This window comes from Sphingobacterium sp. JUb20, assembly GCF_004342035.1.
Taxonomy (GTDB): Bacteria; Bacteroidota; Bacteroidia; order Sphingobacteriales; family Sphingobacteriaceae; genus Sphingobacterium; species Sphingobacterium anhuiense.
Window position 1 is genome coordinate 279,742 of record NZ_SLYV01000010.1, and the last position, 14,369, is coordinate 294,110.

Genomic DNA, 14,369 nt, shown 5'->3' on the forward strand with positions numbered 1-14,369 from the left:
AATTAAAATAGAATAGATAAATATATTCAATTTTAATTAGATATCGGAAGTATCACAAGTTTTTAACATTTTTTAGGCTATAATAAAGGTGCCAAAAGCCGGCATAAAGAATCAATACCCCTTTTCCATTTTTTTCGATGTGCCCAGATGTACAAAGTAATCAGATCAGACGCCTCCTTATCGATTTCAAATTGATTTTCAAGACGTTTACAATAAGCCTCATCAGAAACAATACTTGCTATTTCATAATTGATGTAGAAACTCCGCATATCAAGGTTTACAGTCCCTACGAAAGCCAATTGACCATCAATACATACTGTCTTAGCATGGATAAAACCTTTCTTATACAGATAAACCTGCACACCACGTTGCAAAAGAGGCTTCAAAAAGGAAAAAGAAGCATGTTGTACAATATAAGAATCGGCTTTCTCTGGGAGCATCAGCTCCACTCTTACCCCAGAGGAAACAGCTATCTCTAAAGCCGTAGATAACTGCTCACTCGGTATAAAATAAGGCGTACACAATTGAATGCTTTCCTTCGCATCATTGATCGCCAATATGATAGCTTCCATATTAAAAGGACCAAGTGACCCCGGATCACTAGAAGAAAATGCAACAGCGGCACGCTCAGGAATGTGCGGTACACTAAAATTTAAATATTCATCAGTCAATAAAAAGGGTTCACCTTCAGTTTGATTCCAACTGTTCCAAAATTGGATCTGCAGATTATTAACTGCTATCCCTTCTACAGCCATTGCAGTATCTCTCCAATAATCAATCTGATCCGGAGTATTGATATATCGATCAGAAATATTAATTCCCCCCACAAAACCATATTGACAATCAATCACGACAATCTTTCTGTGATTTCGATAATTACTATTTGCTAAAGAAGTAAAATTGACTGGTAAAAATGCAACAAAAGGATAACCAGGTGGATTTTTAACTAAATATTTGATCACATCAGGAGAACCAAAACTATCCAGTATCAGTCGCACTTTTACCCCCGCTTTTGCCTTTTCTTCCAAAATTTCAAGCACCTGACGACCAATATTGTCCAATTCAAAAATATAGTATTCCAGGTGTATGGAATGTTTTGCTTCTCGAAGTCTTTTTAATAAAACTGGAAATTTCTCCTCGCCATTGATAAACAATTCGACCCTATTATTTAAAGAGAAAAACGATAATTTTTGGTTTTTCAGATAGTCAAAAACGCGGGATAAAGTTCCTATTTTTTCATGAATTGTTTCCAGTTGCTCGTCCATTCGTATTAAACTTTCCTGCCATGCTGCTAACAGTTTTGTGTTCTGCTCGCGATTAATATGTTGCAGTCGCCTAACTTTTCTAAATTTTTGTCCGAATAGATAATATAGAACCAATCCAATACCTGGAAGAAATACAATAACCATTACCCATGAAATCGTCTTCGTTGGATTCCTATTTTCAATCAGTATTGTACTTATTACCCCAAAATATAACACAAATAAGGGAAGCCAATACCAATTTAATAGCCATTGCCACAATTGGTTCCAATCTATTTCAATCTCATTAAAGAAGTTTTGCATATAAAAATCAACTTATTTTAATCTTATAAGTAACAAATAGCCCTATCAAACGTTAACATTTGTAACATATCAGATACATTTGGAAATAAAGTATCTCTAAATGAAGTCAAATCTGATCAATTTATTTTGTTAACAAATGTTAAATCATACTATACAGAACTTATTGGCAACATTTATGTATTAATGTATAATAATCTAAAAGTCAAAAGTTAATTAACAATTAACTCTAAATAATATTTATGAATAAAATCGCACTTTTTACCCTAGCCCTTGCCTCGACCGGAATACTCTTTTTTAGCTGTAACTCGGGTAAAACCAAAGAATTAGACAAAAAAAACAACGCTATTGCACTACCAATATACTCAATTGATACAAGTTCTGCGAATACAATAAAAGATTATATTGGTACGATTGAAGGAAAAGTCAATGTTGAGATCCGCCCACAAGTTGAAGGGATTTTAGAAGAAATATATGTCGATGAGGGTGATTTTGTGAAAGCTGATCAAAAATTATTTAAAATTAATGCCTCAGCCTATGATGAGATATTAAATAATATGGTCGCGACAGAAAATGTAGCCAAAGCAAAATTACAGAATGCACGTTTAGAAGTAGAGCGTCTCCGTCCTTTAGTAGAAAATGAGGTCATTTCAGAAGTACGCTTAAAATCTGCGCAATCAGAATATGATGTCGCAAAAGCATCCTTACAGCAGGCATCCGCGGCGGTACGTTCAGCCGATATAGACAAACAGTTTACAACAATCAAAGCACCTGTTTCAGGTTATATAGGCCGTATTCCCAAACGCGTAGGAAATTTAGTGACTAAAAATGATTCCCAGTCTCTTACCGTACTATCCGATGTGCAAGAAGTCTATGTATATTTTTCGATGAGCGAATCCGATTTCTTATATTTCACAAAGAAACAAGCAAAACAAGACCAGCAAGATGAATCCTACAAATCGGATGGAAAAATCCGAAAACTTGCTTTTCCAGAAGTATCATTGGTACTTGCAGACGGAGAAGCCTACAGTCAAAAAGGAAGAGTTGATGCCGTAAATGGTCAAGTAAATAGAACCACTGGTGCAATTTCTTTACGTGCCACTTTCCCAAATACTGACAATATATTACGTACAGGTAGTACCGGTACATTAAAATTTGTGGAAACGCAAAAAGGAGTGATACAAATCCCACAAGTATCAACATCGGAGCTACAAGATAAAACCTTTGTATACGTTGTTGATAACAAAAATACGGTTCACCGCAGGTCTATCAAAATTGAGGGTAAATCCAATTCGAACTATATCATCTCAGAAGGGTTAGCTGTAGGAGACAGAATTTTAATGTCCGGTTTCGACAAGATTTCGGAAGGAGCTACCATCATTCCGATCAACAAGACCCAATAAAATACTTTTCCAATTTTTAATTAAACGCACTATAAATGCTAAAAACATTTGTTAATAAACCCGTATTGGCTACCGTTGTCTCCATGCTCTTAGTAGTATTAGGAGCTGTGGGGCTAAAAATGTTACCTGTATCCCGTTTCCCAGAAATAGCTCCTCCGTCTGTGGTCGTTTCATTAAGTTACCCTGGCGCGAATGCCGAAACCGTTGCTAAATCTGTTCTCCTTCCAATTGAAGAAGCCGTAAATGGTGTAGAAGATATGACTTACATCCGTTCAACGGCCAGTAATTCCGGCTCAGGATCTGTTCAGGTGTTCTTTAAAACAGGTATTAATCCAGATATAGCTTCTGTAAATGTCCAAACCAGAATATCGAAAGCAATAGGTTCTATTCCTTCAGAAGTCAATGAAGCCGGTATCACGGTAATGCCTCGTCAATCTGGGGTAATCATGACCATCAACCTCTTTGCAGATTCCAAAGAAAGTATGTTTGATGAAACTTTTCTTCAAGCCTATTCCCAAATCAATATCATCCGGCCATTACTTCGTGTTGATGGCATTGCCCAAGTTTCTCGTGTTGGAGCACGTGATTACTCCATGCGTATGTGGTTGAATCCTGAAAAGCTAGCTTTGTTTAATCTAGTTCCTGACGATGTCATAACTGCCATTAAAGATCAGAATTTCGAAATTGCTCCCGGAAAATTTGGCGAAACATCCGATGAGGTATTTGAAACCGTAATTAAGCATAAAGGACGATTCAGTCAACCCGAGGAATTTGAAAACATTGTTATAAAAACAAATGAAGATGGTTCCGTATTATATTTACGAGACTTAGCCCGTATAGAGTTTGGCTCTTCTAACTTAGGTTCGGACAATAAAGTAAATGGAAAACCCGGATTAACCTTAAATATCACACAGACATCAGGTTCCAATGCCCACGATATTGATATCGAAGTGCGTAAAGTATTGGAAGAGTTATCCAAAACTTTTCCAGAAGGTATTAAATATGAAGTTTCCTACTCTGTAAGAGATCAGATTGACGCATCGATCTCTCAAGTAAAACATACTTTATTTGAAGCATTTATTTTGGTATTTATTATTGTTTTTATCTTTTTACAGGATTTTAGATCAACTATAATTCCAGCGATTGCAATTCCAGTCTCCCTCATAGGTACCTTTTTCTTTCTCAATTTATTTGGTTTCTCACTCAATGTGCTCACCATGTTTGCATTGGTACTATCGATAGGTATTGTTGTTGATGATGCCATTGTCGTCGTCGAAGCCATTCACTTAAAAATGCATGAGACAGGTATGAAAGCCAGGGAGGCAACGCTTTCTACAATGTCCGAAATCTCCGGAGCCATTGTATCCATTACCTTAGTCATGGCGGCCGTATTTATTCCGGTCGGTTTTATGGAGGGACCAGCAGGTATATTCTATCGTCAATTTGCTTATACCCTGGCAACAGCAATTTTGATTTCTGCTCTAACCGCCTTGACTTTAAGTCCGGCCTTATGTGCCTTGATTCTAAAAGCACCCGAACATGAAGATCAGACGGATCAGAAAGAAAAAAATAAATTTACCGCATATAAAAAGCGCTTCTTCACGGCCTTTAACACCTCATTTGATAGCTTAACCTCACGCTACATTGTCGGTGTTAAATATCTGATCCGAAATAAGAAGATTGCCATTACAGGATTGATCGGTATTTCAGCAATCGGATTTACCTTATTACTTTTAGCACCCAAAAGTTTTATCCCTACGGAAGACGATAGTTTTGTGACCTATTCGCTGGCCATGCAACCAGGTGCTTCACTAGCAAGAACTACAGAAGTTTTAAAACAAGCAGATAGTATTCTTCAAAAAAGAAATCCAGATATTGCAGGAATGACCACCATCTCAGGATTTAATGCATTAGATGGAAGTACAAGTCCTGCATATGCAGTTGGTTACATTAACCTAAAAAGCTACGATAAAAGAGAAAAAATTAAAGATATTGAAGCCTTTATGGATTCGATCCGTCAGGACTTATCAGTAATCAATGAAGCCACTTTCAATGTCTTTCCTCGTCCCACTGTTCAAGGTTTTGGGGATTTCGCAGGTATACAGCTGGTTTTAGAAGATAAATTAGGGGGAGAGATCTTGGATTTTAGCAGTATTGCAGACAACTTCATCAATGAAATCAATCAATTACCAGAAGTTAAAAGTGCATACACTTCCTTTAAAGCAAACTTCCCACAATATGAAGTGGATATCGATGCTGTTAAAGCAAAATCATTGGGAGTCGATATTAAATCCTTGATGTCTACCATACGAGCTTACTACGGCCGTGTACAGGCCGGCGATTTTAGTCGTTTCGGCAGACAATATCGTGTATACATTCAGGCAGATTACGATTACCGAACAGATCCCGAATCCTTTAAATCCATTTTTGTCAGAAACAAAAACAACGAGATGGTCCCCATCAGTACATTACTTACCTTAAAAAAGGTAGTGGGACCGGAAACCATCACTCGTTATAATCTGTACAATGCAATTACCATTAATGCCAATCCAAATGAAGGGTACAGTACAGGCGATGCCATGAAGGCGATAGAGAAATTAGCTTTGGAAAAATTACCTGGAAACTACAGTTATGAATGGACCGGTATGAGCTTAGAAGAATCGGAATCAGGTTCCCAAACTATACTGATTTTCATCATGAGTATTGTTTTTGTATACTTTCTATTATCGGCACAATATGAAAGCTACATCTTACCTTGGGCCGTTCTGTTATCCATTCCAGTTGGGTTAGTAGGCGTTTATGCGACCATCTTACTCGTAGGATTAGAAAATAACATTTATGTACAGGTTGGTGTCATCATGCTGATTGGGTTGCTTGCCAAAAATGCCATTCTGATTATTGAATTTGCCGTACAGGAAAGAAACAAAGGTTTGAGCATTTACGACTCTGCTATTGCAGGAGCCAAATTACGTCTGCGTCCTATCCTTATGACGTCATTTGCATTTGTAGCAGGATTAATACCCCTTATGTGGTCATCAGGACCATCAGCAAAAGGAAATCATTCCATTAGTTTTGGTGCCGCTGGTGGTATGCTTTTCGGTGTATTGCTCGGGATCTTTATTATCCCAGTACTTTATATCATCTTCAAAACCTTAGATGAACGTTTAAAAATTAAATTCAAATCAAATTAGTCCGATACACATGAATCTTATCAATCGCCATATCTTCCTATTCGGGGCTATCTTACTTCTGTTCTCTTCCTGTAAAGTTGGACAACGCTATACTGCTCCAAAATATAATCTTCCAGATCAATACCGTGCAGATTCGACCTATCAAGATAGTGTAGGGGCACTCGCCTATGTCAATTGGCGCGATTTCTTTAGAGATTCAAGCCTGATAAAACTAATTGATGCCGGATTGGCAAATAACTATGATATGCGTAGTGCTATCTTGAATATTCAAATCGCAAATCGTCAATTAACGCAGGCTAAAGCAGGTTATCTGCCAGAATTGGATGCAACGATTGCAGGTGTAGGCCAAGAATGGCGTTCCAAAAATTATTACGCAGGACCTGCTTCCAAAATCTATAATGGTAAAGAAGCAAAAAATAATCTTTTTAGAACCCAATCTCAGTATTTAACGGAATTAAACCTCAGTTGGGAAATTGATATATGGGGTAAAATATCTGCCCAGAAAGAAGAAGCACTCGCTAACTATTTAGGTACTGCAGAAGCAAAAAAAGCGATTCAAACTAGTCTGATTGCAAATATTGCTAAGGGTTATTTCAATCTTTTAAAGCTAGATGCTCAGATTGAAGTGGCCTTACGTAATGTACAACTCAATGATAGCACTTTACGTATGATTCAATTACAGTTTGATGCCGGAGAAATCACCTCATTAGCCATTCAGCAAACGCAATCCCAAAGATTGCTCGCAGCATCACTAGTTCCGCAGTTGGAACAAGAAATACAGATTCAAGAAAATTCACTTTTAGAATTGACCGGTAGAATGCCCGATAAAATTGAACGGGGCAAAAGTCTACAGTATTTAATTGATGAATCTAAGATCTCAATGGGATCTCCTATAGATCTGATCCGCAACAGACCAGATATCCGTGAAGCAGAATTAAGTTTAATCGCATCAAATGCACAAGTTAATATTAATCAAGCTTTACGCTACCCTTCATTGACGCTCGGAGGTACACTGGGTCTAAACTCCATGTTGCCTGAAAATTGGTTTAATATTCCAGGATCATTGCTAGGTTCCGCATTGGGAAATATTACAACTCCCATATTTAAAAACAAAAAACTAAAGACAGCTTTTGAAGTGTCAAAATTAGAACGTGAAAAAGCAGAGATCAACTTACAGAAAACAGTATTACGTTCGGTCAACGAAGTATCCAATAGCTTCACATCACTTGCGAAATTAAAAGAGCAATTGGTACTCGCAGAAGCCCGAGTCGCAAATTCTCATTTGGCAGTAAAAAATGCTAGTTTATTGTTTAAATCTGGATATGCAACCTATCTCGAAGTTATTACAGCGCAATCCAATGCCTTGACATCCGAACTTAACCTCGTTTCCATAAAGCAATCCCAGCTGGATTCATTCGTTGAACTATACAAATCCCTAGGAGGTGGATGGGCAGAAACTAAATAATATGACAGTTCATTGCTCCGTCGACATGGAGCAATGGACTTAAATAAGGAATATCTAAATTTGCTCCACGCAACAGAAACCAGATTCCCATCAAGATATAGAGAAAAGGTAACCATTTCGAAAAATTCATTTTAAAATATGTCCGAATAAAGTTGCCTAAAAAAGAGAAGATTAATAACAGTGGCAATGTTCCCAAACCGAACATGACCATAAAATAGAAACTTGTTAAACTTGATTCTGTATTCATTGCTGCAGCTGCGGCCATATACAGCATGCCACAAGGTAAAATACCATTCAATACACCCGCAAAAAAACTTCCACCTGGACGGTATAACCAACGTCCCATAAGTTTAGCTATCGGTTGAACCAAACGTGTCTGCAATTTTATAAAATCCTGGTTTTTAAATTTAAATAATTGCACTAAACCTATAACAAGTAGTATCAATCCCGTTAAAATGCTCAATCCCATTTGCCATCCCTGGATCGATGCAATTCTACCAATCATACCAAGTGCAAGACCATAAACACCATAGGTCAATATCCGCCCTATCTGATATAATATCTTATTGAACGCTATTTTCCAGGTCAGTTCATGATTACCCTGCACAGCAAAAAGCAAAGGACCACACATCACCGCACAGTGTACACTGCCAAACAAACCCATAAAAAAAGCAAAATATTGGTAACTCATCTTATAAATGCAGTTGCTGATCTGTCAAAAACTCTAAACCTTCACTCTTCCAAACAATTTCCAGATTCCACGCTCCTTTTTTTAAAGTGGAAATCGGTAACTGATATACACCTGTATTTGTTTCAAATGGTAACTGCAAATCGATACTGCGATCCGAAGGACGTTTAAAGATCAGATTACCGCTATTTGCAACAGTGGCAAACTGAATATACAAAGTATCATGATTAATTTTAATAACAGGTTCAGCTTTATGCTTGGCAACATTTGATTTCTTATTATAAACCTGATCATAATTTAGACCTTGCTCATAATAATCTGTATCTTCTAATGTATCTGTATCATGACTGACCATATAAATCCCAGCACCTATGATACAGAGCATAAATATACCCAAGCTTAAAAATATTTTAGTACCCCAATTCATCCTTTATCTCTTTATAATTTAACCCTTCCTTTATCACATCCCCGGAGGAGCAATGAAGGTCGTTTTTAAGGTTTCTATTTTTCGATCTCCCGAATATACATCAACTTTCACATCTTCTTTATAGCGTTTTACATCATCTTTATTGATGATGAGAAAAAAGCTTAAAGAAGCCGATCCTCCTTTTGTCAACGATTTGATCGGATTTACAACTTGTATTTTTAGTTTTTCATCTTGAGGCACGAGTGTAAAAGGCATTTCAGCACTACTTTTATTCACTAACTCCAATGAATACAAATTACTGATTGTATGATCATCTCGTAATTGATAAGAACTTCCTTTGGCCCTTAACAAAGTTGCACCTACATCAGATCGCATCAATATAAGCGAAACAAAGACAGAAACTAATGCAACCAATACAACAGAATACGCAATAGCTCGAGTATTGCTTCTTTTGGTTATAGTTCCTTGAATCTCACCCATGGTATAAAAACCAATAAGTTTTTTCGGCTTACCTATTTTGTCCATCACGGCATCACAAGCATCAACACAAGCAGTACAGCTGACACACTCCATCTGCAGACCATTTCGAATATCTATCCCTGTAGGGCAGACATGGACACATAACTGGCAATCAATACAATCTCCTTTTACTTGTTCTACATCTTTTTTCTGTTTTCCCCGTGGCTCACCACGGCGGTGATCGTAAGCAACTGTTATGCTTTGATCATCTAACAATACCCCTTGCAACCGTCCATACGGACATATTGTTGTACAGACTATTTCTCTGATATGTGCAAACACTGCGTAGAAAACAAATGTAAATATCGTAATGGCTAAAAGCCCCCCTAAATGTTGGTCAATTGGGTCGGTTACAATTTTATAAAGTGCATCAACACCAATTATATAGGATAAAAAAATATTAGATATTAAAAATGAAATCAATAGAAATATACTATGCTTTAATACCTTTTTTAACTTTTTCTCATCCGTATTAGGTCCTTCATTCAATTTTCTCTGCTGTTGCCAGTCCCCCTCAATCCAGTATTCTATTTTACGAAATATCAGTTCCATAAAAATTGTCTGTGGACAAGTCCAGCCACACCAGATGCGGCCAAAAACAACTGTAAATAGAACGACACAAACCATCACGATAAGCATTCCGAAAACAAAAATGTGCAAATCTTGAGGATAAAAAATACTTCCCAAAATACTGAATTTTCGATCAAGAATATTAAACATCAATAATGGCTCACCTCCAATTTTAATAAAAGGAGCTCCGAATAAAAACAGCAGCAACCCATACCCGACCCATTGCCTTATTGCATACAATTGCCCCGAAGGTTTCTTTGCATATATCCAGGCTCGTTTTGTTTTATTACTCTGGTTGTCAGGAAGATTTGTTGCTACTGCTTTCATAAATACTTTTTTTATTGAACTTTTGTAGAATCGGCGGTTGTTGCTTTAGCATCAGCCGTTGCGTATGTAACCTCAGTACCTTGAGGTTCCTTAGGATTTGCAGGCTTAGTATCACGGATCGAAATAATGTAGCTACTCACCTCCGCAATCTGTCCCGGAGTCAAAGTCTGTTCCCAAGGCACCATCCCCTTATCAGGAACACCATACTTAACCGTTTTAAAAATATCCTTGATCTCCCCACCATGTAACCAGAATCTATCAGCCAAATTAGGACCTATTCCGCCTTCACCAGCTCCACCATGACAAGCAACACAATTTGCTTGAAAAACAGCATGACCGGCTGCAACTTTTGATTCATCGTATACCACACTAGATTCATCGATCAAATTAGCCGCTTGCGCTAGGTATTCTTGTTTTGCGATTTCAGCCTTCTCCATCTCCTGAGCATATTCTTGATTTTGATTTAGACCCCAGCCAAAAACATGATAAATTAAGATATAAACAACCGCAAAAGTCATTGTCGAATAGAATAAAGCATTGAACCAAATTGGAATTGGATTATCTAATTCCTTAATACCGTCATATTCGTGATCAATGATTAAATCCTTCTCTTCCGAAATAGGACGTAGCCCTAGCAATTTATTCCAGGAAGCCTTACGTGACTCTTTTTTTCTAATTTTAGTAACTTGCTCCTCTTTTAAAATCTCAGGCATCGTGATACGCAAAATTGAGCGCATCGCCTTGTTCACCATCAATGCCGAAGCCAATAAAGCAAGCATGACTACAACGAGTACGATGATTAAAATATTCTGATATATATTACCAGAACTTATGCTCCAAGTTTCTGCATTTACAACTGTTGTATTTAAAAATAAACTCATATTTATAGACTATCTGATGATTCACCTTTGTTAATATCATCCTCTTGAAATGGAAGCTCCTTCATATAGGTAATATGTTCTTTATTCATTCTGAACAACATAATTCCTACGATAATGAAGAATACTAAAAATATCCATAATGAAGCGATCAAATACAGCTCGCTACCATTTAAATTTGTTATTTGTTTGAACATAATCTTCTATTTTAATTTAGTTCATCAACTATTTCCTTAGCTTTTGGTTCAGCTTTAATATCCGTACCCAATCGCTGTAGATAAGCAATCATGGCTATGATTTCACGGTTTGGTAAAACATGAACTTGGTTCTTTTTCAAATCCGCCGCAATCTCTTGCGCTTGCTTATCCAAAGAAGCCTGTGCTTGTGCTATGTCCTTATCCGTATAAGGGACACCCAATGTTTTCATTGCTTCCAATTTTGCGGTCAATAAAGAATTATCCAATTCTTGATCAATTAGCCAAGGATACGTCGGCATAATACTACCAGGAGATGTTATCGTTGGATCAAGTAAATGGTCAAAATGCCACTTATTAGGATACTTCCCGCCTATACGATGCAAGTCAGGACCTGTTCGTTTAGAGCCCCATAAGAATGGATGATCATACACATATTCACCTGCTTTACTATATTCCCCGTAGCGTGCAGTCTCTGAGCGGAAAGGACGTATCGATTGCGTATGACAATTCACACAGCCTTCACGGATATACAGATCACGTCCTTGTAATTCCAATGCAGTATATGGCTTAACACTTGCAATTGTTGGAATATTAGAAGATATTGTAAATGTTGGAATCATTTCCACGATTCCACCGATCAAAATAGCAATTAAAGCCAGCACCATAAACATAATAGGTTTACGTTCTAAACGTCTATGTGTAGATTGCTCATTGGTCGTTACAGGCAATAATGCAGGTGCTTGCGCGGGCTCATTAGCCAATAACTTACCTTGACGCATTGTTTTTACCAAATTGTATGTCATCAAAATAGCACCACTTAAATATAGAGCACCACCGACAGCACGCATCATATGCATTGGAATAATTTCCAATGTAGTCGCAAGGAAGTTAGGATATTTCAAAACACCTTCTGGTGTAAATTCTTTCCACATTAACCCTTGCACAACAGCTGCCCAATACATCGGAATTGCATAAAATAAAATTCCTAATGTACCGATCCAAAAGTGAGCAGATGCCATTTTTTTAGAGTACAATTCAGTTCTATAAATGCGAGGAATCAACCAATAAAGAATCGCGAAAGTCATAAAGCCATTCCATCCTAGAGCACCAACGTGTACGTGAGCCACTATCCAATCCGTAAAATGGGCAATTGCGTTTACTTGTTTCAGCGATAGCATTGGTCCTTCAAATGTCGCCATACCATAACAAGTCAAGGCAACAACCATAAATTTCAACACAGGTTCTGTTCGTACTTTATCCCATGCACCACGTAGCGTAAGCAGACCATTGATCATACCACCCCAGCTTGGAGCAATTAACATAATTGAAAATGCAACACCCAATGATTGAACCCATCCTGGAAGAGCAGTATAAAGTAAGTGATGCGGGCCAGCCCAGATATATATGAAGATCAATGACCAGAAGTGAAGAATACTCAATTTATAAGAATATACCGGGCGATTTGCCATTTTAGGTAAGAAATAATACATCATACCTAAAAATGGTGTAGTTAAGAAAAATGCAACTGCATTATGACCATACCACCATTGTACTAAAGCATCTTGTACACCAGAGTAAACATAGTAACTTTTCCAACCTGATACCGGTAATTGAACAGAATTTACAATATGGAGAACTGCTACGGTAACAAACGTTGCAATATAAAACCAAACTGCTACATACATATGTCGCTCTCTACGTTTTATAATTGTTCCAAACATATTAATACCAAAGACCACCCAAATTAAGGTGATACCAAGGTCAATGGGCCACTCCATCTCAGCATATTCATGGCTTGTCGTCAATCCAAGTGGTAATGTAATTGCTGACGCAACAATCACCAATTGCCAACCCCAAAAATGAATTTTACTGAGCATATCACTGAACATCCGCGCTCTTAAAACACGTTGTAGCGAATAATAAACACCCATAAAAATAGCATTTCCGACAAATGCAAAGATTATTGCATTTGTATGTACAGGTCTGATCCGACCAAAAGTGGAAAATTGAATCCCAAAATTCATCGCAGGCCACACCAGTTGAGTAGCTACAAGTAGTCCAATGGACATACCAACTATCCCCCAAATAATGGTAGCGATACCGAAATTTCTGACAATCTTATTGTCATAATTAAACTGCTCTAACTGCATACTTATATTATTGATTTCCTTACCAAAAGTAGAGCTTGTTTTATGACATTAGAATGATGGCGATAACCAAAAAAAATAACATTCGTCACACATTTATATCACATTAATAATGTTTTAACATAAATGATGAGTTTCAACTACTTTTTACAAATAGTAATGCAGCTTGTATGGTTATTTAGTATAAAAAATAGGTGGAGTTGGTTCGAAAAATTACTAATAATAAAGAGTTTATGGAAAAAAAATGGCTACCATCAAGATACTTGTTTCATTAGGTCACATAACAAAAATTTCTCCTTACTATAAAACACATCAAATACTACTTTATATTTACCTATAATTAGTAACACTGAAAATATCAAAGATATAATTAGGATAGGCCTCATAAGCAAAAACCACTTCTCTTATTAATGAAATAGTAATTACAGACCAGTTTTGCTTATTTCAAACAATTAGTTTAATAAAATAATGTTGATAAATAAGCAAACTGAATGAGTGGCCATATCCAAATTTTTAAAAAATATAATATCTTTTACAGCGATTTAATATAAATACTGTACACTATTTTGTAAAGTAAGGAAAGTGTTTATATAAGTAGACGTCGAGGATTACCGATCTATAATAAAAAAAGAAGAAATGGTTTAATACCAGTATTCTTATAACGTGAGATAAACTAGATTTAAGAGTACAATTATTATAAACTAGGGCCTCAATGTCATGACCAGCAAGTGTCAATATGGACAAAAAGTACTGAACCTAATACAAAGCAGCTAATAGCCCATAGCAGAAATGAAAAATCCAATAACTGAGCAACAGATAATATTTATGCAATAATCAATGAAAAAGTGCGGTGTCATATAAAGCTGCCGAAAGAACAGGAATAGCCCTGTTCACAGCATAAAAAAGGTACAAACACAAAAAAGCCTCTGCTGTATAGCAAAGGCTTCTGTATAAAAAAAGGCACCGACCTACTCTCCCACCTGTTACGGCAATAC

Annotated in this window: 10 protein-coding genes; 3 read left to right on the top strand and 7 right to left on the bottom strand. The window is 36.9% G+C overall.

Annotation, left to right across the window (positions count from 1 at the left end; genetic code table 11):
* Positions 1-77: 77 nt before the first annotated feature.
* Positions 78-1,565 carry a cardiolipin synthase gene (gene cls / locus EDF66_RS18220; RefSeq protein ID WP_021188698.1) on the bottom strand — a complete coding sequence of 496 codons (1,488 nt, stop codon included), beginning with the start codon at positions 1,563-1,565 and terminating at the stop codon, positions 78-80.
* Between the two features lie 239 nt (positions 1,566-1,804).
* Between cls and EDF66_RS18225 the strand changes: the two genes are divergently transcribed.
* From EDF66_RS18225 to EDF66_RS18235, 3 genes are read left to right on the top strand one after another with little or no spacing between them, the layout of a single operon-like run.
* Positions 1,805-2,965: an efflux RND transporter periplasmic adaptor subunit gene (locus EDF66_RS18225; protein WP_132844104.1), complete on the top strand. Its 1,161-nt coding sequence runs from the start codon at positions 1,805-1,807 to the stop codon at positions 2,963-2,965.
* 35 nt (positions 2,966-3,000) lie between these two features.
* The gene (locus tag EDF66_RS18230) at positions 3,001-6,156 is read left to right on the top strand and encodes an efflux RND transporter permease subunit (protein ID WP_132772065.1); all 3,156 of its coding nucleotides are present in this window, start codon (positions 3,001-3,003) and stop codon (positions 6,154-6,156) included.
* 10 nt (positions 6,157-6,166) lie between these two features.
* A complete protein-coding gene (locus tag EDF66_RS18235; RefSeq protein ID WP_132772066.1) occupies positions 6,167-7,621 on the top strand; it encodes an efflux transporter outer membrane subunit in 1,455 nt (484 codons plus the stop codon).
* Here the strand turns inward: EDF66_RS18235 and EDF66_RS18240 are convergent.
* The 6 genes from EDF66_RS18240 to ccoN are packed head-to-tail and all read right to left on the bottom strand — an operon-like array spanning position 7,614 to position 13,377.
* The gene (locus EDF66_RS18240) at positions 7,614-8,312 is read right to left on the bottom strand and encodes a sulfite exporter TauE/SafE family protein (RefSeq protein ID WP_132844106.1); all 699 of its coding nucleotides are present in this window, start codon (positions 8,310-8,312) and stop codon (positions 7,614-7,616) included. The genes EDF66_RS18235 and EDF66_RS18240 overlap by 8 nt on opposite strands.
* Before the next feature lies 1 nt (position 8,313).
* Complete coding sequence (locus tag EDF66_RS18245; RefSeq protein WP_021188309.1) at positions 8,314-8,736, bottom strand: FixH family protein; 423 nt, start codon at positions 8,734-8,736, stop codon at positions 8,314-8,316.
* A gap of 33 nt (positions 8,737-8,769) precedes the next feature.
* Entirely contained in the window at positions 8,770-10,152 is a 1,383-nt protein-coding gene (gene ccoG / locus EDF66_RS18250) for a cytochrome c oxidase accessory protein CcoG (RefSeq protein WP_132844108.1), read from the bottom strand.
* Between the two features lie 11 nt (positions 10,153-10,163).
* A complete protein-coding gene (locus EDF66_RS18255; protein ID WP_021188307.1) occupies positions 10,164-11,033 on the bottom strand; it encodes a cbb3-type cytochrome c oxidase N-terminal domain-containing protein in 870 nt (289 codons plus the stop codon).
* 2 nt (positions 11,034-11,035) lie between these two features.
* Positions 11,036-11,227 (bottom strand): hypothetical protein, encoded by a 192-nt coding sequence (locus EDF66_RS18260; RefSeq protein WP_021188306.1) that lies wholly within the window; start codon positions 11,225-11,227, stop codon positions 11,036-11,038.
* An 11-nt stretch (positions 11,228-11,238) separates the two neighbouring features.
* Positions 11,239-13,377, bottom strand: a complete 2,139-nt coding sequence (gene ccoN / locus EDF66_RS18265; protein ID WP_132844110.1) for a cytochrome-c oxidase, cbb3-type subunit I — start codon at positions 13,375-13,377, stop codon at positions 11,239-11,241.
* Positions 13,378-14,369: the final 992 nt, after the last annotated feature.